The following is a 22,649-nucleotide window of genomic DNA, read 5'->3' as shown; positions in this document are numbered from 1 at the left end:
CCTGCACGTCAGATCGAGAGCGCTTCCTTGAGGTCGATGCCCTTGTTGAGCCTGAGGTCCAGATCGGCCTCTATATGGTCGATGTGATGGATCATCAGCCTGCAGGCGGTGTCCACGTCGCCCCGTTCCAGCGCATCGGCAATTTCCTCATGCTCCCTGTGGCCGCAGCTCGAAACGGTTGACTGACCGTAGAGCGCGATGACCAGAGACGAACGGGCGACGAGTTCGTCCATGAACCGTTCCATGATGCTGTTGCCGGCCATTCCGGCGAGCGTGAGGTGGAAATCGCCCGACGCCTTGATTTCGGCACGGCGCGCGTCTCTTCCGCGCTGTCCGGTAAGGCGCTGTTCCTCGGCGAGAAGCTCACGCAACCTTTTCAGATCGGCCTTGGTGATGCGACGGGCGGCCGCGGTGACAATGCCCGGCTCGATCTGGCGGCGGGCCTGGAAGATTTCGCGCGCCTCCTCGGGCGAAGGATAGGCAACGAAAGCGCCGCGATTGCGCTCGACCCTGACGAGCCCTTCATAGGCGAGGGCCTGCAATGCGCCCCTCACGAGCGTGCGGCTGACCTTGAAGAGCTTACCGACGTCGGCCTCGGACAGCTTCGTTCCCGGCGCCAGGCGCCGCTCGACGATCGCTTCGCGCAGCGAGTCGCGAATCTGCTGGGTGGCGGGCTCGGCCACCTCTCCGTTGTCGGCGGAAACGTTCGTATCCATTCGTTCGCAATCCATGTTCCGGGACACGTTACAGTGGTTCGGAGCGAAAGAGAAACGCTTTTTTGTCTGCAATTTATATGTACGATCGTATACAATAATTGCACGAAATTGGTGACGAAAGCACAAATTGTGTGCAGTGCAAAATCCTGCCTCAAACGCGCGCTTTCAATTTTTCTGAACGAATCCAATTTCTTGCTTCCTGCCGGACTAGTTGGCACGGCACCTGCATGATCCTATTGCAGCAATAGGGAGCGCCGAATGTCCAAAGCATCCGAGATCGATATCGTCTCCGTCTCCAAAATCTACGGCAACACCACGGCTGTTCACGCCATCAGCCTGAAGATCCCCGGAGGGAGTTATTGCTGCTTGCTCGGGCCTTCCGGTTGCGGCAAGTCGTCCACGCTCAGGATGATTGCCGGGCACGAGAGCATTTCGTCAGGAGATATCCGTCTCGGCAATGCCGTGATCACCGACCTTCCGCCGGCCAAGCGCGGAACCTCGATGATGTTCCAGTCCTATGCGCTATTTCCCCACCTCGATCTCGTCGACAACGTCGCCTTCAGCCTGAAGATGAAGGGGGTCGAGAAGGAGGAGCGCCGGGCAAAGGCGCTCGACATGCTGAAACTGATGCAGATGGAAGCCTATGCGGCGCGCCGTCCACAGCAGCTTTCGGGCGGCCAGCAGCAGCGCGTGGCGCTGGCCCGAGCCCTGATCACCGGGCCGGATGCCCTGTTGCTGGACGAGCCGCTTTCGGCGCTCGACCCGTTCCTCAAGATACGCATGCGGGCGGAGCTCAAGAAGCTCCAGAAAAGCCTCGGCATCTCCTTCATTCATGTGACGCACAGCCAGGAAGAGGCGATGGCGCTCGCCGACATCATCGTCGTGATGAACGACGGTCGTATCGAGCAGGCAGCTTCGCCCCGCGAGGTCTTCGAGCGTCCGGCGACCGCCTTCGTCGCCCGGTTCATGGGCGATCACAACGTGCTTTCGGGACGGGTGGTCTCGAACGAGGGGGGGCGGGTCGTGTTTGAAGCGGTCGAGGGGCAGGTGTTCTCGGTGGCCGGAAAAGGCCCGGAAATCGGCTCGTCGGTGGACATCGGCGTGCGCACGGACAAGGTCCGCATCGAGGAGCCGGTCGAGCGCAGCCTGGGATTCAACGGCGTCGTCTCGAATCTCGAATACCGCGGCTCCTCGGTCAAGCTCACCGTCATGGGCGCCGGCAGCGACGACTTCACGGTCATTCTTTCCGATGCCGACTATTTCGACAAACCCGTCGCAGTCGGGGATGCGGTGGCACTCAGCTGGGCGATCGAGGACGCAGTCCTCCTCGGCCGCGTGGCCTCCTGATCGATCATTCATCAAATCCAACCACCAAAAAAGGGGAACTTCTATGACGAATGAAACCAAGACGAAGAAGACGGGTATTACCCGCCGCTCGCTTTTGAAGACGGGTGCCGCCGCCGCGGGCGCCGTCGTCGGATCGGGAGCGATTACCGGCTTCCCGACGATCTGGGCGCAGAACCCGATCACGCTGCGCCAATTCGGCACGGGCGTGTCGAACATCAATGCGATCGCCGAAAAGTGCAAGGAAGACCTCGGCATCACGCTCGAGATGACCGCCACGGACTCCGATGCGGCTGCACAGCGCGCCGTTACCCAGCCCGACAGCTACGACATAGCCGACATCGAATACTGGATCGCCAAGAAGGTCTTTCCGACGGGCGTCATGCAGCCGATGGATGTCAAGAAGATCAAGTTTTACGACAAGATCGTGCCCCTCTTCATCGACGGCAAACTGAAGCCGGAGAGCGTCATCGCGCAGGGTACGGCGCCCCACACCGTCGGCTTCGTCGACGCGCAGGATTCCAAGACCTTCGCCAAGGAACCGACCCAGTGGATGACGCTGATCCCGACGATCTACAATGCTGATACGCTCGGCATTCGTCCCGACCTCGTCGGCCGCGACATCACCACCTGGGCCGACATCATGGATCCGGCCTTCAAGGGCAAGACCTCGATCCTCAACATCCCCTCGATCGGCATCATGGATGCCGCGATGATCATGGAAGCCATGGGCAACATCAAGTATGCCGACAAGGGCAACATGACCACCGAAGAGATCGACAAGACGATCGACTTCCTCATCAAGGCCAAGCAGGACGGCCAGTTCCGTGCCTTCTGGAAGTCCTTCGACGAGAGCGTCAACCTGATGGCCTCGGGCGAAGTCGTGATCCAGTCCATGTGGTCTCCGGCCGTCGCCGCCGTCCGCTCCAAGGGCATCGCCTGCAAGTACCAGCCGCTCAAGGAAGGCTACCGCGCATGGGGCGGTGGTCTCGGCCTCGCATCCCACCTGCAGGGTGCCCAGCTCGACGCAGCCTACGAGTACATCAACTGGTATCTCTCCGGCTGGGTCGGCGCCTACCTCAACCGCCAGGGTTACTATTCCGCGGCCATGGAAACCGCCAAGGGCTTCATGTCCGAAGACGAGTGGGGCTATTGGGTCGAAGGTAAGCCCGCCAAGGGCGACATTCTGTCTCCCGAAGGCAAGGTCATGGAGAAGGCCGGCGCCGTGCGCGATGGCGGATCCTTCGAAGCGCGCATGGGCGCAGTCGCATGCTGGAACTCCGTCATGGACGAAGACCGCTACATGGTCCGTCGCTGGAACGAGTTCATCGCGGCATAAGCGGCGAACCGCTCTCCTTCGCGGGGAGCTTCGGGAGGCCATTCCCATCCACGGCCTCCCGGTCCTTCGCGCCCGCCGTCCCGCAAGGGACGGTGTGGGCCGCCAGCGTAGTGCTGGCAAGAGTAGGTAGCCGACACTGCAAGTCGAACTGGAGGCCAAGGCATGAACGCAGCCATCGCTGAGGAAAAAGCCGCAATGGGCATGGCGGAAAAACCGGCCGGCATGGAACGCCTCGGGCGCCTCGCGTCCCGCGCCGCCTCCTATCTCCAGGCGCTGCCGCTCCTTCTCATTCTCGGCTTCTTCTTCGTCCTGCCGATCCTGACGATCGTCGTCGTCAGCTTCTGGGACTACGACTTCGCCGGCCTCTATCCCGACTTCCTGACGATGAACTACACCGAGACGCTCGGTTCCTGGGTCACGTGGAAGACCTATCTCAACACGCTGAAGTTCACCGGCATCGTCTGGGTGCTGACCCTGTTGATCGGCTTCTGGGCAGCCTATTTCCTGGCGTTCCACATCCGCACGACGACCATGCAGATGGTGCTGTTCCTCGTCTGCACTGTCCCGTTCCTGACCTCCAACATCATCCGCATGATATCGTGGATTCCGGTGCTTGGCCGCAACGGGCTGGTCAATACGACGCTGGTCGAACTGGGCATCGTCCCGCAACCGATCGAATGGTTGCTCTATTCCGATTTCGCGGTCGTTCTCGCCATGGTGCATCTCTACACGCTGTTCATGGTGACGCCGATCTTCAATACGCTGATGCGCATCGACAGGTCTCTCGTCGAGGCGGCCCGGGATGCCGGGGCATCGGACTGGCAGATCCTCTGGAATGTCATCATACCGCTCGCAAAGCCCGGCATGGCGATCGGATCGATCTTCGTCGTGACGCTCGTGATGGCCGATTTCTCCACCGTGCAGGTGATGTCCGGCGGTCAGAGTGCTTCGGTGGCGCTGATGATGAAGAACCAGATGTCGCTGCTGCAGTATCCCGCGGCCGCCGCCAACGCCGTCGTGCTGCTGGTCCTCGTTCTCCTGATGGTCGCGGGAATTCTCCGCGTCGTCGACATCCGCAAGGAGCTTTGACATGGGTCACGAGAAACGCACCCTCGGCTTTTACGTGCTCGCCGCCTTCTTCACGCTCTTCGTGCTGTTCCTCTACGGACCACTTTCGGCCATTTTGATCCTGTCCTTCCAGGGACCGGACGGCGGGCTGACCTTTCCGCTGAACGGTGTTTCGCTGCACTGGTTCGGCAATCTCTTCGAGAAGCAGGCGGTCGGCGATTTCGGTGCCTCGTTCAAGCGCTCGTTCACGCTGGGCTTCATGGTGATGGTCGTGACGGTGCTGGTCTCGCTGCTCGCGGGCCTCGCCTTCCGCAGGCGTTTCAAGGGTGCCACCGCGCTCTTCTATCTGGCTGTCGCCAGCCTCGTGGTGCCGTCGATCATCATCTCGCTGGGCATCGGCGTGGTTTTCCAGCAGTTCGGCCTGAAGCCGGCCTGGTATTCGTCCGCCTTCGGCGCGCACCTGACCTGGACGCTGCCGTTCGGCGTGCTGATCATGTTCGCCGTCTTCAACCGCTTCTCGCCCTCCTACGAAGAAGCCGCGCGCGATCTCGGGGCCTCCTCCTGGCAGACTTTCCGTCACGTGCTCTTGCCGATGATCGCGCCAAGCCTCATCGGCGTGGGCCTGTTCGGCTTCACGCTTTCCTACGACGAGTTCGCAAGAACCCTGATGACCTCAGGCACCTACAACACGCTGCCGCTCGAAATCTATGGCATGACCACCAACGTCACGACGCCCGTGCTCTATGCGCTCGGTACCGTTACTACGCTCTTCTCCTTCACCATCATTCTCGGCACGCTCGGCGCGATCTTCTACCTGCGCCGGCGACAGGCTCGAGCCCTCTAGAGACTCCATGCGCATTCTTCTCGTCAATCCGAATACGACCCGCTCCATGACCGAAAAAGCCGCCGCCGCAGCGCGTGCGGTCGCCGGTCCCACGACGGAGATCATGGCAGCGACGTCCCTCATGGGGCCGGCTTCCATCGAAGGGCACTACGATGGTGCCCTGGCCCTGCCGGGGTTGCTCGACGAAATACGAAAAGGGGAGGCGGCGGGAGCCAGGGCCGCGGTAATCTCCTGCTTCGACGACACCGGGCTCGATGCGGCGCGGGCGCTGGCCTCAATCCCGGTGGTCGGGCTTTGCGAAAGCGCGCTCGCGACCGCAGGTTTTCTCGCCCAACGCTTCACGGTCGTCACCACGCTGGAACGGTCACGCGTCCTGATCGAGGATCTCGCCACTCGCTACGGCATGGCGCACCGGGCGAAGGTCCGGGCAGCCGACATTCCTGTGCTCGAGCTCGAAGAAAAGGGAACCGGTGCCCTCGGCAAACTCCGCCACCAGATCGAGCGCGCGCTCGAGGATGACGGCGCCGAGGCGATCGTGCTTGGCTGCGCCGGCATGGCGGACCTCGCCCGCGCGCTGCAGGACCATTACGGCGTGCCCGTCGTGGACGGCGTGTCCGCGGCAGTGAAGCAGGCAGAGGCGCTGGTGGCGCAAGGCCTGACGACCAGCAAGCGCGGCTCCTACGCAGCGCCGCTTGCAAAGGTCTACACGGGTGCGATGAGTGCCTTTGCGCCGCCAGCCTGAAGTTCTTGAGGGCGGGCGGCGACCGTCATTGCCGCTCCTTGCTATGCGCTGCCGTCCCCGGCATTCCCGTCGTGGGCCCGCCAGGCTTCCACACGCGCAATCCATTCGCTGCCCATCTTCCATCGTCTGAGCACGTCCAGCGGATCTTCGGCATCGAGGCGAGAGCTGATGCGATAGACCTCCAGCACCTCGGCGCTCATCTCGCCCTGCTGAAAGAAGTACATGGCGGCCGCATAGCGCGTGCGCCCCGACCATTCGATGCCCGTCGGCGTGGTTATCAGGGACCAGTGATGGCGGGTCTCGTCATCCATAGCGTCTCGTTGCTCCGCCCCTCGATCTCTTCGTGTTGTGCGTATCGTCTTTATGCCGGTCGCAGCACCCAAGCCGCTCATGAGAGGGGATGGCCTGTCATTTCAGCCCCGGCGGTGTCGCGGTTCGCCTTGCAAGCTTGACGAATGGCCTGGGCACGATCTTCGCCCGCTTCATCATTTTCTGGTAGCGAAGCTCCCGCAGGGCGTAGATCTCGACCCATAGGTCGTCGACGATCCTTGATCCGTAGGGGCGGTCAAGGCTGGCGATCGCGATGTTGCGCTTGGCAGTCGGCGACCAGATCGCCGCGGTGACGAGGCCCGCTTCGCGTTTTCCCCGGTGATAGACGAGAGCGTGCTCGGCCGGAATATTTCCTTCGATTTCAAGGCCTACAAGGATGTGCTTGAGAGATTGATTCCGCCGGGCAGCAAGGATAGCGCTGCGCCCGTTGAAGTGGGGTTTGTCCGGATCGACAAGCCAGTCGAGACCGATTTCGTCTGGCATGCGGACGCGGTCGGCGCGAAGCGCGCCCTCAGCCGTCACGAAGTCCGTGTTCGCCACGATGAAGCCGGCCTCGATCCGCGTGTTGTTGAGCGCGCCATAACCTATCGCCTGGATGCCATGCAACTGCCCGGCCGCCCAGAGGCGGTCCCATAGCGAGAGGGCTGCGGCACGGGGCACGAAGAGTTCGTAGCCTAGGTCCCCGGTAAAGCCGGTGCGAGAGATCGTGGCGGTGCCCCCGTCATGCGCAAATGTCGCGATATCGAAGGGCTTCAGTCGTTCGACGCCGTCAAAGCCTGCAGCCGCCAGCACGGCATAGCTCGTGGGTCCCTGGAGGGCGACGCCGGCAACTTCCTCCGTCTCCTCGCGGATCTCGACTGAGAAGCCGAACGCGCTGTCGATCAGCCAGGGCAGGTGGCGCTCCTGGCAGCACAGGCGGAACTCCTGCTCACCCAGCCGGAACAACGTGCCATCGTCGAGCACGTGGCCGTGGTCGTCGCACCAGGCCGTGTAGTGGACACGATTGACGCCGAGCTTGCGCACGTCGCGCAGCGTCAGCCGATTGAGGTAGCGCTCCGCGTCCGGGCCCGCGATGCGATACTTCACCATTGGCGAGATGTCGAAGAGGGCCGCGGTCGATCGTATCGCGAAATACTCGAGTTCCTCGTCATAAAGCGAATGCGGCGCCTTGTAGCCCGCCCAGCTGTACCAGTCGTTCTGGGTGCTGAGGGCGGCAAGCCTCGGATGGAACGGCGTTTCGAGCCTTGGCGTGAGGATGTGGTCGCGTGCGGCGCGGCGCACATAAGCCGGATTGATGGGCTTGGTCAGCGCGTTCATCGCTTGCCTCCGGAAATGATGTGGCGCGCGGCGTTCCAGCCGGGCAGGCCCGAAATGCCGCCGCCGGGGTGGGCACCGGCGCTTGCCAGATACAGGCCCTCGATGGGGCATCTATAGCCCGAGGCTGCACCAACCGGACGGTTGATAAGCAGCTGGTCTGCCTGTAGTTCGCCGTGATGCCAGTGTCCTCCGGGGATGTGGTACTCGGCCTCGATGTCGGCGGGCGTGCTCAATTCCGCCGCAACGACGAGCCTTCCGATCCCGGGTGCATGGCGTTCGAGAGCATCCAGAACAAGCTTCTGGAAGGCTGGTTTTCCCGCTTCCCATCCGCCCTTCAGATTGTAGGGCGCATACTGGATCAATGCGGAGAGCGTGCACGCACCGGACGGAGCGAGCGATCCGTCGCCGAGGCTCGGCAGCACGATCTCCATGACCGGATCCGGCGAGAACTCGCCATATTTCGCGGGGTTGAAGGCTCTTTCCACATGCGTCATGGATCGGGCGAGTACGATGCGCCCGGCGTGGTCGCGGCCGGTAAGTCCCTCGAAGTTGGGCATCCGCTCAAGCGCAAGGTCGAGCTTGGCGACATTGCCCGCGCTGCGCACGTTCTTCACCGACCGGATGAAGCCCGTGTCGCTCTCTGCCGGATCGACCAGGCGCAGGAAGGTCGTCTGGGGGTGGATCGCGGCTACGATCACCGGCGCGGAGATCTCCGCTCCATCGTGAAGCTGGACGCCGCTTGCTCTTCCCCGATCCGCGAGGATCCGTCCGACGGAGGTGCCGCAACGGATGGTGACACCGGCCTTCTCGGCCGCGCGCACGAAAGCGGGGGCAACCGCGGCCATCCCTCCTTCTGGGATAAACTGTCCGCCGGCCTTGCCCTCGACTTCTCCGGTCAGGCGGTAGTAAAGGCCGAGGAGGGAGGTCGGAGAGCGCGGGCCGAGGTGGACGCCGAGTGTCGCGTCGAACGCGAGGAGCGCCTTCAGCCGGTCGTCGTCGAGATACTCGTCGGCGATGTCGGCGACATTCATCAACAGCATGCGCAGGAAATCGCGTCCCTCGCTGCGTCCCTTCCGGATGACGTTGAAGCCCGCCGAAAGGAGAGTCGAAAGATCCGTCATGCTGATCGCGCCGAGCTGCGGCGGCGGACGGCGCAGGAAGCGCTTGAGGATGCCGGCCTGGAAGACCAGCTTGTCGCGCAGCCTCCCGAAAGCCTCTGCCTCGGCGCTGGTGACGCCGTCGATCGTCTGGCCGTAGGCGCCGCGCAGGATGACTGGCTCGTTCGTCCCGTCCAGCACGGCCGTGGGCATGGTCCCTTCCGTTCTTGGCTTCAGCTCGAGGCCCAGGTCTCGGACCACCTCCGGATCGAGCCGGTTGACGAGGTGGGCGAGGCCCGCGGAACGGAAACCCGGCGCGAACTCTCGTCCACGGACCGCGCCGCCGGGTGCGTTGGCGGCTTCCAGGACAAGGACCTTGCGGCCGGTGGCGCCGAGCTTGGCGGCGGCGGCAAGTCCGTTGTGTCCGGCGCCGATCACGATGGCATCGTAGGATCTTTGCGCATCATATGACGTCATGGGCTTTGCTCATCTGTTCGGAGGGGCGCTTGAGGTCGCGCAGGATCTCGGCGGCGGCGTTGCGCCCGGGCGCTCCCATCACGCCTCCGCCCGGATGAGTGGACGAGCCGCACATGTAGAGCCCGGCAATTGGACTGCGATACTGCGCATAGCCGGGCACCGGCCGGTTGAAGAGCAACTGGTCGAACGTCAGTTCGCCCTGGAAGATGTTGCCCTCAGTAAGGCCGACTTCGTTTTCGATCTCCCGGGGCGTGCGCACTTCCATGTGGACGATGCGGTCGCGGAACCCGGGCGAGTACTGGGCGATCTGGTTGACGACGGTCTCGGCGAAGGCGTCACGGTCGGCATTGGTCCAGTCGCGGCCTTCGACCTTGGGCGGGCAATACTGCACGAAACAGCTCATGAAATGCTTGCCGGGCGAGGTCATCGTCGGATCGAGCAGTGTCGGGATCATCATGTCGAGGAACGGATCGGCCGACCAGCGTCCGTCCTTCCAGTCGTCATAGGCGCGTTCCATTCGCTCGATCGAATCCGTGAAGTGCATGTCTCCGCGGATGCAGGTCGACCCCGCCGGAAGGGCAGGGAACTCGGGAAGGCTGTCGAGGGCGATGTTCACCTTGCCGGACGACCCGCGCATCTTGAAATGCTTGACCCGGTGAACGAAGTCCTGCGGCAGCGCGTCCTCGTCCACGAGCTTCAGGAAGGTGCGCTTTACGTCGGCGTTGGAGACGACGAGATTGGCCCGGATTTCGTCGCCGTTGACCAGAACCACACCGCTCGTGCGTCCGCCCCGCGTCAGGATCTTCTCGACCTCGGCATCGGTGCGGATCGTGCCGCCGCTCGCCTCGAACGAGCGGGCCAGTGCCTGCGTGATCGCGCCCATCCCGCCGCGGGCATAGCCCCAGGCGCCGACGGAACCGTCGACCTCGCCCATGTAGTGGTGGAGGAGGACATAGGCGGTGCCGGGCGACATGGGGCCGAGCGCGGTGCCGATGATGCCCGACAGTGCCAGATAGGACTTGATCACGTCCGTCTCGAAATACTCGTCCAGGAAGTCGGAGATGGACATGGTCCAGAAGCGCAGCGTCGATGCCATCTCATGAGGGCTGAACTCGCCAAACTTTCTGGCCAGGTAGAGCAGTTCGGATATGTCGCGCGGGCGAAATCCGAAAGGGTCCGGGGCCGTGCGCATCAGGAGCGGCTGGATGAAGCGGCACTGGCGTGTGACATCCCGTGCGTAGCGATCGTAGGCTTCCGCGTCACGCTTCGAATAGCGCGCGAATTCGCGACGGTGGGAATCGTGGTCGCGATAGGAGGCGAGGTAGTCGCCGTCGCGGGTGAACACAGCCCCGCCTTCGTAGGAGATTACCTGAAGCCCGTGCTTCGGCAGCTCGAGATCGCGCATGATTTCGGGCCGGAACAGCGAACAGACATAGGAACAGTTGGAATAGAGATAGCCCGGCGAAAGCTCTCGGCTCGTCGCCGCTCCTCCGACCCAGCCGTTCTTTTCCAGGACGGCCACGTTGAGGCCGGCACGCTGGAGGTAACACGCGGTCACGAGACCGTTGTGTCCACCGCCGACGATCAACACATCGTATTTGGGCATGTTTGTACTCCCTCTGGCAAAAAGGCTGCATCAAAAGGGGAATTCTGTCCAGAGATTTTGAATGAATATTCAGCAAGTATATTGCAATCATCTGATAATGCGCTACAATTTCGATCCATAAGGCGGCAGGGAAAGACCGTTTTCGCAAGGAGAGCCATGGTTATGGCGGACGAGGGTGGGCCGGCTCACGAGCCGGAATATGACGACGCGGCGGTCCGTTTTCTCGGCATCCTCTGGGGCGAGGGGTTTCTTTCACCTGGCGGGTCCGCGGAGGTCGATCGGGTGCTCGCGGGCGTCGAGCTTACCGGCCGAACCGTGCTGGATTTCGGCTGCGGCGCTGGCGGCATCTCCCTGCACATCGCCAGAACTTACGATCCGGTGGAAGTTGTCGGCTATGACGTGGAGCAGCCGGTGATCGACAAGGCGCGGATGGCGGCGGCGGTCGCGGGGCTCTCGTCGAAAGTGCGCTTCATCGCAAGCCCGCCGGGTCGTCTTCCGTTCGACGATGAGGAGTTCGACGTCGTCTTCTCCAAGGATGCGATGGTCCATGTCCCGGACAAGGAGTGGCTCTTTTCCGAGCTCTTCCGGGTGCTGAAGCCGGGAGGAGTGCTTGCCGCTTCCGACTGGCTGGTCTCTCACGACGGCGAGCTCAGCGACGAGATGAAGGACTACATCGCGGCCGAGGGGCTCAGCTTCGGCATGGCTTCGCCGCGGCGCTATCTCGATGCGATGCGGGCCGCCGGCTTCGAGGATACGACGGCGGAGAGCCGCAACGCGTGGTACTGCGAGGTCGCGCGCAGCGAACTCGAGCGTCTGAACGGGCCGCTCTACGCCGAAGCGGTTGCCGCGGTGGGCGAGGAATATGTGCGCAAGAACATCCGCACATGGACCGCGATGCAGAAGGTTCTTGACAGTGGAGAGCATTGTCCCACTCATCTGCGCGGCAGTCGGCCGGCCGGGGAGCGCCCGTGACCGTGCCGCTGCGCGATCCCAAGGACAAGGTGACGGTGAAGATGCGGGCAAACGCGGCTGAGCAGATTGTGACGGACGGCGACAGGAAGGGCCGCAAGGCCTCCAAGGAAACGAGGCGGCAGCAGCTGATCGAGGCAACGATCGATTCGCTCGCCAAGCGCGGCTACTCGGAGACGACGATGGCGGATGTCGCCGACGGCGCGGGGCTTTCGCGCGGCATCGTCAACTTTCACTTCGAGAGCAAGGAAAACCTGCTCGTCGCCACGCTGCAGTACATGGCCGACGAATATGCCAACCATTGGGGGGCGGCGCTGGAAAAGGCCGGGCCTCGTGCATCCGACCAGTTGTGGGCGCTGGTCGCGGCGGATTTCGATCGTCGCATCTGCACCAAGCGGAAGCTTGCCGCCTGGTGTGCCTTCTGGGGCGAGGCGAAATCGCGGCCGACCTACCAGGCGCTCTGCGGCGCACGCGACGTCAAGTACCAGGAAATCTTCGTTTCGCTCTGCGCCGCGCTCAAGGACGAGGGTGGATATGTCTACGAGCCGGAATCGACCGCACTCGGTCTGTGCGCAATGATGGAAGGGCTGTGGTTGCGGCTGATGATGGGGGACGGGCTTGCGCGGGAAACGGCGCACGAGGCCGCGATTTCCTATCTCTCATCGGTCTTTCCGGCCCACATGACTCTTCAAGGACCAAAACAGGGAACGTGAGCGTCAATCGCTCCAAGACAGGGAAGGACAGGCAATGGCAGTTTCATACACCACACGACCTTTCATCACCGCGGCATTTACGGCCCTGCTTGCCCTGACCACGACCCTCCCGGCGCGAGCCGACGACACGCTCACCGTCTTCGACTGGTCCGGTTACGAGGATCCGGCGTTCCATCCCGCCTATGTGGAGAAGTACGGCAGTTCACCGGATTTCAGCTTCTTCGGAGACGAAGAGGAGGCCTTCCAGAAGCTGCGCTCCGGTTTCAAGGCGGATGTCGGCCATCCCTGTTCCCAGAGCGTGGTGAAGTGGCGGGAGGCCGGCCTGCTCGAGCCGCTCGACACCTCGAGGCTTACGAACTGGAACGACATCCTGCCCGGCTTCAAGTCCATGAAGGACCTGATGACGTCCGCGGACGGGACGGCATGGATGATCCCGTTCGACTGGGGCAATACGGTGCTGACCTACCGCACGGACAAGGTGAAGCCGGAGGAGGTGGCGTCCCTCAAGGCCTTTGCGGATCCCAAGTTCAAGGACAGGGTGTCGATTGGCGACAATGTCGACGACGCCTATGCGCTGGCCAGCCTCGCGATCGGCGTCAAGGACTGGACGACCATGACCGATGCCCAGTTCCAGGAAGCCTCGGCGTTCCTGCGCGACGTCCACAAGAACGTCCGGCTCTACTGGACGGACAATACCGATCTCAGCCAGGCGATGGCGAGCGGCGAGGTCGACCTCGCCTGGGCCTGGAACGAGACTGCCGTGACGCTGCAGGCGGACAACGTTCCCGTCGACATGAAGCGGGATACAACGGAAGGCCTTTCGACGTGGGTCTGCGGCTATGTTCGTCTCAAGGGCGGCGAGGGGAGCGAAGACAAGACCTATGACTACCTGAACGCCATCACCGATCCGGCGGTCGCCTCCTACATGGTGGAATCCTGGGGCTATGGCCATTCGAACGCCAAGGGCATGGCTTCCGTGGACCCGAAGATTCTGGAGGAAAAGGGCTACGCGGACGTCGACAAATTCACGCACAACACGCTGTTCCAGGCGCCCATGCCGACGGAACTGCGCCAGAAGATGATCGCCGAGTTCGAGAAGATCAAATCCGGCTATTGATGGCGCACATGTATGACGTCATCGTCATCGGGGCCGGGTTCTCCGGCCTCTCAGCCGCCCGGCATCTGATCGAGCGTGGCGCCCGCGTCCTCGTCCTGGAAGCACAGAGCCATGTCGGCGGCCGTGTCGAATCTCGAGTACTCGAGGGCGGAGCCCGTATCGATACGGGCGGGCAGTTCCTCTGCGAGGACATGCCGGAAGTCATGGCGCTTGCGCGCCGCCATGGCAAGACGCTGGTGGAGCCTCCAATCAACGGGAGGTTCCTGTTGCAGCCGCCGGTGGGGGAGGCGCCGGGTGTCGCGATCTACGCCGAATCCGTGCGCCTGCGCGACCGCATGAACGAAATCGATCCGGCATCCCCCGACATCGCCGGCATGACGGTGGCCGACTGGCTCGTGCGCGAAGAGGCAAGCGTTGAGGGCAAGCGGGCCTTCCGGTCGGCGATGGAGGGGCTCTGGTGCCTGCCCATCGCCGAAATGCCCCTGTGGTATCTCGTTTCGAACGACCGGCGGATCACCAACACGCGGACGGAACTCCAGTACTTTCTTGGAGAAACCATGCATTCGCTCGCCGAGGACATGGCTCGCGACCTCGGTGATCGCCTGGTCCTCAACAGCGCGGTGCGCCGCGTCGCGCGCGTCGGAGAGACCCTGCAGGTGGAACTCGACGACAACAGCAGGTCGGCTGAGCAGGTGGTCGTTGCGCTGCCGCCAGTCACGGCGTCAAGGCTTGCCTACGCTCCGGCACTGCCGCCCGCACTGGCGCGTGCGCTTTCGGTCTGGAAGAGCGGCAGGGTGATCAAGGCCCTGGTGCGATACCGCCGGCCGTTCTGGCGGGACGGCGGCATCAGCGGCGTGATGTGGCGCGACCCGCCCGGGCTTTTTGCCTGCGACGTCAGCCACGAGGGGTTACCGGCAGCTCTCGTGGTCTTCGCCGTCGGAGAGCTCGCCGAGGTGGGGCAGACTGCAGGCTTGGATACTGTGCGCAAGCGGATCCGGGAGAAGCTTGCTGCCGCGCTCGGCGACGACGCAGGCGATCCTGTCGAGATCACCATCCGCAATTGGGCGCATGATCCGTGGAGCGGAGGCGGATACAGCGATTCCATCGTCGACATGGCGGCGGTCGATGCCGAGGAAGTCATACGCCGCGGCGCGCCCAGGCTGGCATTCGCCTGCTCCGAGATATCTCCGTCCTTTCCGGGTTATGTCGAAGGCGCCATCATCGCAGGCCGCGAAGCGGCGCGGCGTGTTTTGGAGGACGCGTAAGCAGGCATTGACGATGCCTGCCGATCATCAGGGCACCGGCCGCGGGTCTCTCTTACATCCTCGCAACGGGTGGGTCTTCCGCCAGCAGCACGAACGCTTCCGGATCGTAGGCAAGGCGGATTTCCGCTCCGACCGGCAGATCGTCCGCGCCGTAGTCGTTCGTCTCGATCATAGAGAGCGGCTGCTCCAGCCCGTCGACGCCGATCGTCAGATGGGTCACCTCACCGAAATAGGCGCGGTTCTCTACGCGTCCGGAGAGTTCGTTGGGCGCGCGGTCGTTGTCCCAAAGAAGTCTCAGGCGCTCGGGGCGGATGCCGAGGGTGACATCGCCACCATTTGCAACGAACCCCTGCGGTTTTGCGAGGTCTATCCGGCCGAAACGTGCCGCATCCACGGAGACCGAGGCGGACTGCTCGTCGAGGACTCTGCCGTGCAGGAAGTTCATCCCGCCGAGGAAATCTGCGACCTTGCGGGTGCGCGGACGCTGGTAGATCTCCTTGGGCGTGGCGACCTGTGCGATCCTGCCGCCGAACATGACCGCGATCCGGTCCGATAGCGCCAGTGCCTCGTACTGATCGTGGGTGACGAGAATGAAGGTGATACCGACGGCCTTCTGCAAGGTGCGAAGCTCCACCTGCATCTGTTCGCGCAGCTTCTTGTCGAGTGCGGAGAGCGGTTCGTCCAGGAGCAGCACTTTCGGCCGCATGACGAGGGCGCGCGCCAGTGCCACGCGCTGGCGCTGGCCGCCCGACAGTTCGTGCGCCTTGCGCTTGTCGAGACCGGAGAGGCGGACCTGGTCCAGTGCATCGCTCACGCGTCTGCGTTCCTCCTGCGCGCCGAGGTTCATCCGCTTCAGCCCGTACGCGACGTTCTCGCCGACGTCGAGATGCGGAAAGATCGCATAGTTCTGGAAGACCATGTTGGTCGGGCGCCTGTTGGCGGGCACAAGAACTGAGGGGACTCCGTCTATCCGGATTTCGCCATTCGACGGCACGTCGAAGCCGGCAATCGAGCGCAGCAAAGTCGTCTTTCCGCAGCCGGACGGTCCGAGGAGCGAGAAGAATTCTCCTTCGCCAATCTCCAGCGAAACGTCGTCGAGGGCTTTGTAGGCGCCGTAGAACTTGGAAACGTGTTCAATCGAAATCATCGGGCGGTCGGACATTTCATCTCCTACGTCAGGGTCGCCTGGGCACGCTTCTCGGCGCGCCGGCGGAGCATCTCGGCAGTGGTCAGCAGGACCACGGATGCGACGATCATGATTGTCCCGAGAGCCAGCACGCCCGGGAGCTTTGCCGCGAAGCGCAGCTGCCCCCAGATGTAGACGGGCAGGGTCGGCTCCGTGCCGGACAGGAAGAAGGCAAGGATGAATTCGTCGAGCGAAATGGTGAAGGTCACCAGCAGGCTTGAAACGATCGCCGGAGCCACGACGGGAAGGGTCACGCGCCGGAATGTCCCGAGCGCGGTTTCGCCAAGGTCGTAGGATGCCTCTTCCAGGCTGCGATCGAAGCCCTCGAAACCGGAGACCAGCACCGACATGGCATAGGGTACGCAGAAGACGGTCTGTCCAAGTATGACCGTGATCAGAGAGAGTTCGGTGCCGAGCTGCAGTACGATCATCAGCAGGGAAACCGCAACGATGATCTCGGGCAGGAAAAGGGGCGCCATGATCAGGCCGGCGGCGGCCTTCTCTCCCCGGAAGCGGTAGCGGGTGATCGCACGGGCAGCGCAGATGCCGAGCGTCGTCGAAAGCAGCGACACGGAGACGCCGACGATTAGGCTGTTCCATGCCGCCTGCAGCATGACCTTGTTGCCGACGAGCGAGCCGTACCACTTCGTCGTGAAACCGGCGAGCGGGAAGGTGGTGGTCGCCGCATTGTTGAACGAAAAGATCGGCAGCAGCAGGATCGGCAGATAGAGGAACAGGAAATAGATCACGACGTAGGCCGGCAGCCAGGGCAGGAAACGCAATCTTTGCAGAAGCATCAGCGGATCCTCCTGATGCAGAACCTGAGCGCCAGCACGACGACTGCGGCGACGAGCGAGACGAGCACCATAGTCGTTACGGAAAGGGCGGCGCCAAGGGGCCAGTTCGCACCCTTTCCGAACTGCGCCTGGATGGCCGTCGCGATCATCACGCCGTCCTTGCCGCCGACGAGCCGCGGCGTAACGTAGTCTCCGACGGTCGGGATCATCACGATCAGGAAGGCTGAGACGACGCCCGGTAACGACAGTGGCAGGGTCACCCGCAGAAACGCCCGCATCCGGCTGTCGCCGAGATCGCGGGCAGCCTCGATCAGCGTGCGGTCGATCTTCTGGAGCGAGACGTAGATCGGCAGGATGGCGAAGGCCGCCCAGCTGTGGACCAGCGTGATCACCACCGCATTGGCGTTGTAGAGCAGGGACGTCATCGGCTGATCGATAATGCCGAGCCCCATCAGGCCGGTGTTGAGGACGCCGCCATAGCCGAGGATCACCTTCCAGGACATGACGCGCAGAAGGTAGCTCGTCCAGCACGGAACAGTGACGAGAAAGAGCCAGAGGTTCTTGTGCACGCCACCGTGGAACGAGATGAACCAGGCGACGGGATAGGAGAAGACGACGGTCGCGATACTCACCGTCAGGGAGATCCACAGCGAGCGGACGAACAGGTCGCGGTAGATCGGTTCCGTCAGTGCCTGCCGGTAGTTCTCGAGCGTGAAGGTGTGGTCGATATCAAGGTAGTGCTGGCTCCAGAAACTGTAGGTGATCACGATCAGGATCGGCAGGAGCAGCAGGGCCAGTGCATAGAGGAAGGTCGGCGAGATCATGGCGAGGCCTCTGGCCTCTTCGCTCCTCAGCCACCGGCTTCGAGCGGGCGGGGACGGCGCGTTGGCCGCAGCGCTGACCGCCAGGCTCGTCATCGCCGGAGGCCTTCGGTTCGCCGACAGTGACGCAATTCTCGTGTTTCCCGTTTCATGCGGTCCGCCTTTTCGGCTGTTGGTGTTCCCTGCAGCAAGAATGAGCGCAAACCACCATTGAAATCAAGCACTATTTCTGCAATATTGATTGAACGAACATTCAATATGCATGAAAAAATGATGTTTTTTCATGGTGTTGATAGGGATTCAGAGTGATATTCTAGTTTAATCGTCAGAGGAGAGGGTGGTTATGGCTGCGATTCCGAAGCCCGCGGGCGATGTGTTGGTGAACGAACCGGCGGCGGTCGATGAAGTGACGCTGCTTGCGGAACGGCATCTCGTCCAGCCCTGGCCTGTATCCGGTTCGATCGGCGCGGAGGCGCGCGGACGACTTGAGGCCGGAGACGGTATCTATGTGACCGACGGGAGCGGCCGGAAGCTCATCGACGGTCCTGCCGGCATGTGGTGCGTCAATGCCGGTCATCGCAACAAGGCACTTGCCGAGGTGATGACGCAGCAGGCGATGGAGCTTTCCTACAATTCGCCCTGGTACACCACCAACGCTCCGTCCGCGCACCTTTCGGCACGGCTTGCCGCCTACGCTCCCGAAGGCGTCGACCACGTGTTCTATACCACCGGCGGCTCGTCGGCCGTCGAGACGGCTCTGCGGTTCATGCAGTTTGCCAACAATGTTAAGGGCAGGCCGGAGAAGAAGCTGATCGTGTCGCGTCAGGGCGCCTACCATGGCTCCACCTATCTTTCAGCGTCGCTCAACGGTCGGCCCCGCGATCAGGACTGGATGGATGGCGCCGGGGAGCTGGTGATCAAGCTGACCTGCCCGAACCCGTTTCGCAGGCCCGAGGGAATGAGCGTTGCGGCCTTCACGGATTTTCTCGTCGACGAATTCAGGCGGGTGATCGCCGAGAAGGGGGCGGAGACCATCGGTGCATTCGTCGCCGAACCGATCATGGCGTCCGGCGGCGTGATCGTTCCGCCCGAGGGCTATCTCCAGCGGATGCACGAGCTTTGCCGGCAGAACGACATTCTCTACATCTCGGATGAAGTCGTCACCGCTTTCGGCCGGCTCGGCCATGTCTTTGCCTCGAAGGATGTGTTCGGCATCGAGCCGGACATGATCACCTTCGCAAAGGGCGTCACGTCAGGCTATTTCCCCCTCGGCGGCGTGATGATCGCGGGCCGGCTGTTCGAGGAACTGCGCCGGTCGAACCACAGCGACGCGATGTTCGCCCATGGCCTGACCTATTCCAGCCATCCGATCGGATGCGCTGTCGCCCTGAAGAACCTCGAAATTCTCGAGGACGGGCTCCTCGATCGCGCCCGTTCTGTCTCGGATCATTTCCAGGCCAGCCTCAAGGCGCTGGAGGATCTCCCGTTGGTCGGAGAAGTCAGGGGCCTCGGCCTGATGGCCTGCATCGAATGCGTTGCGGACCGTGTCAGCAACAATCCACTGACGCTGGATCTGGAAGTGGGCAAGCGGATCGACAAGCATTGCCAGGAACTGGGACTGCTCGTCCGTCCCCTTATCAACATGTGCGTGATGTCTCCGCCTCTGACGATTTCCGCCGAGCAGATCGACGACATGGCGCGCATCCTGCGCAAGGGCATAGAGCTCACCATGGACGATCTTACCCGCGAGGGGCTCTGGAAGGGGTGAGCCGACGAGGGCAGGGCGAATTCCGGGCGGTCGTTCGGTACGGGACGGCCGCCCTTGTACGTTGAGAGGCCGGAACATTGTCATGATGTTCCGGCCTCGTCTGTCTTTGTGGTGCTTTTCGTTCTGGGGGAGTGGTCGGGGCTCTTGGGATTCTCCCGATCCGGTGACCAGGGCCGGCCTGGGGGCGAAGCAACTTCGTAAGCGGCTCCGCACCCTTGTCGACGGCTCAGGCTTCTGGTTGTCTTTCCCGGCGCATCTGATCGTTGCGCGCGGCCATGTCCTTCTCTTCGGGTGCCTTCTCCTCGTTCACGACGGGCAGAACGTCGCGAAGGTGGTCGTGATGGGTGCGCACGCCATATTCGAGGTCCGACAGGTAGAATCCGGCGAAGGCATTCGACGTCATGGCCTCGTTCGACCAGACGGTCAGCTGCACGTCTTCTGCCTGCGTATCGCGGTCGATGCGGAAGGCGAGGTAGCGTGCCGCGCGCTGCTCCCGGCTCTCGTCACGGTGACGGTAGATCGCCCCGCGCAGCATCGTCCGTCCGACGGAGAGGGGGAACTCCTGATAGAACTGCATCGTCTCCGGGGTTACGGCGATGACCGCGTTGGGGAATATCCCGTAGTAGATCCACGCCTTCCTCAGATGTTCGGGAAGGGCCTTGTTCTCGGGCGCTATCTTTACGTACTGGCGCACGCTCCACCGCCGCCCGGCATGAGGATTGTAGGTGGCGAAGGAACGGCAGAGGCCGTTGACGAAGGGTTCGTCGTAGTAGGTCGAGCCATAGAGGTCCTGCAGCGCCGGATGAGCCATCGCAACATGGTAGCCCTCGTTGTCGACGTCGCGCACGGACTTCCAGTTGACCGGCGTCTCGTGAGTCCAGATGTCGGCGGTGGGCACCATCTCGGTCGGGCTGTAGAACGACAGTTCCTCCTCGAACGGTTTCATCAGTTCGGCAACGGACGGCTGCGGGCCGGGCGCCAGCCGGATGAACACGAGGCCCTGCCAGACCTCGCACTCGATGGGCTTCAGCGCGAATTCGTTCTTGTCGAGCGGCGGGAAGGAGCGCGGCCGGGCGGCGCCGCGAAGGGTGCCGTCGAGATTGTAGACCCAGCCATGGAACGGACAGACGAGGGCGTTCCGGCACTTCCCGCTGGCGTCGGCGACGAGACGTGATCCGCGGTGCCGGCAGATGTTGTGGAATGCGCGCACCTCGCCGTCCTGTCCGCGCAGGATCAGCGCGCGATCGCCGACGAAATCCATCGTGATGTAGTTTCCGGGTTCGGGCACGTCGGAGACATGGCATGCAATCTGCCAGTGTTCGCGGAACAGGTGCTGCTTCTCGAGATCGAGCAGGGCTGCGCTGTGATAGCACCAGCCTGGCAGTCCGCTGCGATCCCAGTCGTTCGGGATGCTGATATCGCGGGCCATTTCGTTCATAGGTAACCCCATATTTTGCTGAACGTTCATTCAATTAAAGCACATTTTCCATTAAAAAGGAATAGGTTGCGTCTAAGAGGCGTTCTGCCTTCCTGCCGGCAAAGAGTTGCAGGGAAGGGAATTCGGCAAATTCCCCAACGGATACGGACGCTTGAGACGGGCAATTGAAGCAGCGCGTACGGATGCCGCGAACGCAAAGAAAAACCCGGCCGCAGGGCGACCGGGTCCGAGAGGCTCCATGGTGCGTTGGCAGGAAACTAGGCGCAGATGCGCACGCGCTTGATCACGAGGTTGCCCCAGGCGTCGTAGCGGCGGACCTTCTTCCAGAGGCAGCTGCTGTAGCTGTCGTAGATCTGGATGTATCCGCCGTGGTGATGGTGACGAGGGTGGTGATGATGATGATGATGACCGCCGCCGCCGTAGCCGATGTAGATGCGGGCCGCCTGCGAGGGAGCGGCAAAGGATGTGGCTGCGGCGATGGCGACGACGGCGGACAGGATGATCTTGCGCACGGTGTTCTCCTCTGGGGCGTTTCGAGGATGGAGACGTCCATCCCATGTGCCGAATGTCCCATGAAAGGAGAGGCACCGCTGTTTCGCGCGGAACAGGGGGAATCAGGTTACTTATCGAGTTCGGGATAGTAGCGCTCCGAGAAGCCGGGGCGGAGTTTTTCCCCGATCAGGCAGTCCGTCCGGTCCGAGGCCCGAAGCAGCCGGGCGGGAGCATCGCGCCCGCTGACCTCTATGATCAGCTTGCGGCGGATGGCGATCGCGAAATCCTCCGGTTCCTGCACGGCCAGAACGAAGGCTCCGGGGCCGCCGATGACGCAGGCGGCATAGTATTCGTCGAGCGGCCCGTAGGCGCTCGATGGCCGGATGGTGATCGCCAGACCGTTGATCACGATGCCGAGCGCGGTGGCGGCATCGCGGGCCGGGGTAACGGGCGCTCCGAAATTGTTGGGTCCGTCGCCCGACACGTCGATGACCCGGCGCATGCCCTCGTAGCCGTTGCCGGCGAAGAGCCCGGAGCCGTAGGCGATCGCCGCCGAGAGCGAGGTGCCCCGGCGGGACGCGATCGGGCGGGCGGCGAGCTTTGCCGCAAACGACGCGGCCTGGCCGGCCGAGGAGATCGTTTGCCAGGGAATGAAGGACGAGTCGTTGACGGTGCCGGCCCACTCGAAATAGCTGATCGCGATGCGCCCGTTCACGCCCTCCTTGACGGCGGCGAGGAATTCCGGATGGGTCAGGGCCTCGACGTAGCCCGCGCGCTGGATTTCGGCTTCCTCGATATCCATCGACCCCGAGACATCGACTGCAAGGACCAGTTCGACGTCGACAGGCAGGCCATCCGTGGCCGCTGCCGTGGTGCCCTGGCCTGATGCCGTCAAGCCAACTAAGAGCGCGAGCGCGGTCAGCATCGATGCCTCCTTTTCCCGGCCCGGGCAGCACGAGGCGGCCAGTCCGCGATCGGTTTGAGTGCCTTTTGACAGGCCGATCCAAGCCATTCCAGCGACTTGCGCGTCGCTTCGGCGCGCAGTCCTCTAATGTAGCATAGTCGCAAGTGGCCCCAATACCGGCCATGGTCAATTGTCAGTGATGGCTGTCACAGTACGGTCGGGCCCCTTGCACGATTGGCTCTTGCCACACTCCCGGCGCTCGCGCGAAATACGCGGGGCAGCGAGCGGGGAGGATGCCG

General features: G+C 62.8%; 21 protein-coding genes. 10 read left to right on the top strand and 11 right to left on the bottom strand.

All coding sequences use genetic code 11. From position 1 onward, the window contains the following. Positions 1-8: 8 nt before the first annotated feature. On the bottom strand, positions 9-716 hold the full coding sequence (locus F3Y30_RS16530; protein ID WP_203423798.1) for a GntR family transcriptional regulator: 708 nt from the start codon (positions 714-716) through the stop codon (positions 9-11). Between the two features lie 258 nt (positions 717-974). On the opposite strand from F3Y30_RS16530, the gene F3Y30_RS16525 reads away from it, so the two are divergent. The 5 genes from F3Y30_RS16525 to F3Y30_RS16505 all read left to right on the top strand — a co-directional run bounded on the left by F3Y30_RS16525 (position 975) and on the right by F3Y30_RS16505 (position 6,053). Continuing rightward, a complete protein-coding gene (locus F3Y30_RS16525; protein ID WP_203423797.1) occupies positions 975-2,063 on the top strand; it encodes an ABC transporter ATP-binding protein in 1,089 nt (362 codons plus the stop codon). A 43-nt stretch (positions 2,064-2,106) separates the two neighbouring features. Beyond that, on the top strand, positions 2,107-3,399 hold the full coding sequence (locus F3Y30_RS16520) for a PotD/PotF family extracellular solute-binding protein (protein ID WP_203423796.1): 1,293 nt from the start codon (positions 2,107-2,109) through the stop codon (positions 3,397-3,399). A gap of 201 nt (positions 3,400-3,600) precedes the next feature. Next, complete coding sequence (locus F3Y30_RS16515; protein WP_246752992.1) at positions 3,601-4,488, top strand: ABC transporter permease; 888 nt, start codon at positions 3,601-3,603, stop codon at positions 4,486-4,488. Between the two features lies 1 nt (position 4,489). Continuing rightward, complete coding sequence (locus F3Y30_RS16510) at positions 4,490-5,311, top strand: ABC transporter permease (protein ID WP_203423795.1); 822 nt, start codon at positions 4,490-4,492, stop codon at positions 5,309-5,311. A 7-nt stretch (positions 5,312-5,318) separates the two neighbouring features. After that, a complete protein-coding gene (locus F3Y30_RS16505) occupies positions 5,319-6,053 on the top strand; it encodes an aspartate/glutamate racemase family protein (RefSeq protein ID WP_203423794.1) in 735 nt (244 codons plus the stop codon). A 41-nt stretch (positions 6,054-6,094) separates the two neighbouring features. Here the strand turns inward: F3Y30_RS16505 and F3Y30_RS16500 are convergent, their stop codons facing one another. The 4 genes from F3Y30_RS16500 to F3Y30_RS16485 form a co-directional block, all read right to left on the bottom strand. Beyond that, entirely contained in the window at positions 6,095-6,364 is a 270-nt protein-coding gene (locus F3Y30_RS16500; RefSeq protein ID WP_203423793.1) for a hypothetical protein, read from the bottom strand. A 97-nt stretch (positions 6,365-6,461) separates the two neighbouring features. Next, a complete protein-coding gene (locus F3Y30_RS16495; RefSeq protein ID WP_203423792.1) occupies positions 6,462-7,700 on the bottom strand; it encodes an aminomethyltransferase family protein in 1,239 nt (412 codons plus the stop codon). Further along, a complete protein-coding gene (locus F3Y30_RS16490; protein ID WP_203423791.1) occupies positions 7,697-9,274 on the bottom strand; it encodes an NAD(P)/FAD-dependent oxidoreductase in 1,578 nt (525 codons plus the stop codon). Before F3Y30_RS16490 ends, F3Y30_RS16495 begins: the two co-directional genes overlap by 4 nt. Continuing rightward, positions 9,261-10,880: an NAD(P)/FAD-dependent oxidoreductase gene (locus F3Y30_RS16485; RefSeq protein WP_203423790.1), complete on the bottom strand. Its 1,620-nt coding sequence runs from the start codon at positions 10,878-10,880 to the stop codon at positions 9,261-9,263. The genes F3Y30_RS16490 and F3Y30_RS16485 overlap by 14 nt, the downstream gene beginning before the upstream one ends. A 162-nt stretch (positions 10,881-11,042) precedes the next feature. Between F3Y30_RS16485 and F3Y30_RS16480 the strand changes: the two genes are divergently transcribed. Genes F3Y30_RS16480 through F3Y30_RS16465 form a run of 4 tightly spaced genes read left to right on the top strand, consistent with a single transcriptional unit; the run spans position 11,043 to position 14,944 of the window. After that, the gene (locus F3Y30_RS16480; RefSeq protein ID WP_203423789.1) at positions 11,043-11,852 is read left to right on the top strand and encodes a methyltransferase domain-containing protein; all 810 of its coding nucleotides are present in this window, start codon (positions 11,043-11,045) and stop codon (positions 11,850-11,852) included. Between the two features lie 41 nt (positions 11,853-11,893). Beyond that, positions 11,894-12,562 carry a TetR family transcriptional regulator C-terminal domain-containing protein gene (locus tag F3Y30_RS16475; protein ID WP_203426651.1) on the top strand — a complete coding sequence of 223 codons (669 nt, stop codon included), beginning with the start codon at positions 11,894-11,896 and terminating at the stop codon, positions 12,560-12,562. 34 nt (positions 12,563-12,596) lie between these two features. Next, on the top strand, positions 12,597-13,679 hold the full coding sequence (locus tag F3Y30_RS16470; protein WP_203423788.1) for an extracellular solute-binding protein: 1,083 nt from the start codon (positions 12,597-12,599) through the stop codon (positions 13,677-13,679). An 8-nt stretch (positions 13,680-13,687) separates the two neighbouring features. Further along, positions 13,688-14,944: an FAD-dependent oxidoreductase gene (locus tag F3Y30_RS16465; RefSeq protein WP_246752768.1), complete on the top strand. Its 1,257-nt coding sequence runs from the start codon at positions 13,688-13,690 to the stop codon at positions 14,942-14,944. A 52-nt stretch (positions 14,945-14,996) separates the two neighbouring features. Here the strand turns inward: F3Y30_RS16465 and F3Y30_RS16460 are convergent, their stop codons facing one another. The 3 genes from F3Y30_RS16460 to F3Y30_RS16450 are packed head-to-tail and all read right to left on the bottom strand — an operon-like array spanning position 14,997 to position 17,844. After that, a complete protein-coding gene (locus tag F3Y30_RS16460) occupies positions 14,997-16,091 on the bottom strand; it encodes an ABC transporter ATP-binding protein (protein ID WP_203426650.1) in 1,095 nt (364 codons plus the stop codon). A 23-nt stretch (positions 16,092-16,114) separates the two neighbouring features. Next, on the bottom strand, positions 16,115-16,927 hold the full coding sequence (locus tag F3Y30_RS16455) for an ABC transporter permease (protein WP_203423786.1): 813 nt from the start codon (positions 16,925-16,927) through the stop codon (positions 16,115-16,117). Further along, positions 16,927-17,844: an ABC transporter permease gene (locus tag F3Y30_RS16450; protein ID WP_203423785.1), complete on the bottom strand. Its 918-nt coding sequence runs from the start codon at positions 17,842-17,844 to the stop codon at positions 16,927-16,929. Before F3Y30_RS16450 ends, F3Y30_RS16455 begins: the two co-directional genes overlap by 1 nt. Before the next feature lie 247 nt (positions 17,845-18,091). Here F3Y30_RS16450 and F3Y30_RS16445 point away from each other — a divergent pair, with 247 nt between their 5' ends. Further along, positions 18,092-19,516, top strand: a complete 1,425-nt coding sequence (locus tag F3Y30_RS16445; RefSeq protein ID WP_203423784.1) for an aminotransferase — start codon at positions 18,092-18,094, stop codon at positions 19,514-19,516. Positions 19,517-19,742: 226 nt separating this feature from the next. Here F3Y30_RS16445 and F3Y30_RS16440 read toward each other — a convergent pair whose 3' ends face one another. From F3Y30_RS16440 to F3Y30_RS16430, 3 genes are all read right to left on the bottom strand, one after another. Beyond that, positions 19,743-20,954 carry an aromatic ring-hydroxylating dioxygenase subunit alpha gene (locus tag F3Y30_RS16440; protein ID WP_203423783.1) on the bottom strand — a complete coding sequence of 404 codons (1,212 nt, stop codon included), beginning with the start codon at positions 20,952-20,954 and terminating at the stop codon, positions 19,743-19,745. A 257-nt stretch (positions 20,955-21,211) separates the two neighbouring features. Continuing rightward, entirely contained in the window at positions 21,212-21,466 is a 255-nt protein-coding gene (locus F3Y30_RS16435; protein WP_246752766.1) for a hypothetical protein, read from the bottom strand. Positions 21,467-21,573: 107 nt separating this feature from the next. Then, positions 21,574-22,371 (bottom strand): DUF1194 domain-containing protein, encoded by a 798-nt coding sequence (locus tag F3Y30_RS16430; protein WP_203423782.1) that lies wholly within the window; start codon positions 22,369-22,371, stop codon positions 21,574-21,576. Positions 22,372-22,649 lie beyond the last annotated feature (278 nt).

The sequence above is a fragment of the Sinorhizobium sp. BG8 genome, from assembly GCF_016864555.1.
GTDB lineage: Bacteria > Pseudomonadota > Alphaproteobacteria > Rhizobiales > Rhizobiaceae > BG8.
This window is presented reverse-complemented; position numbering and strand designations above follow the sequence as displayed.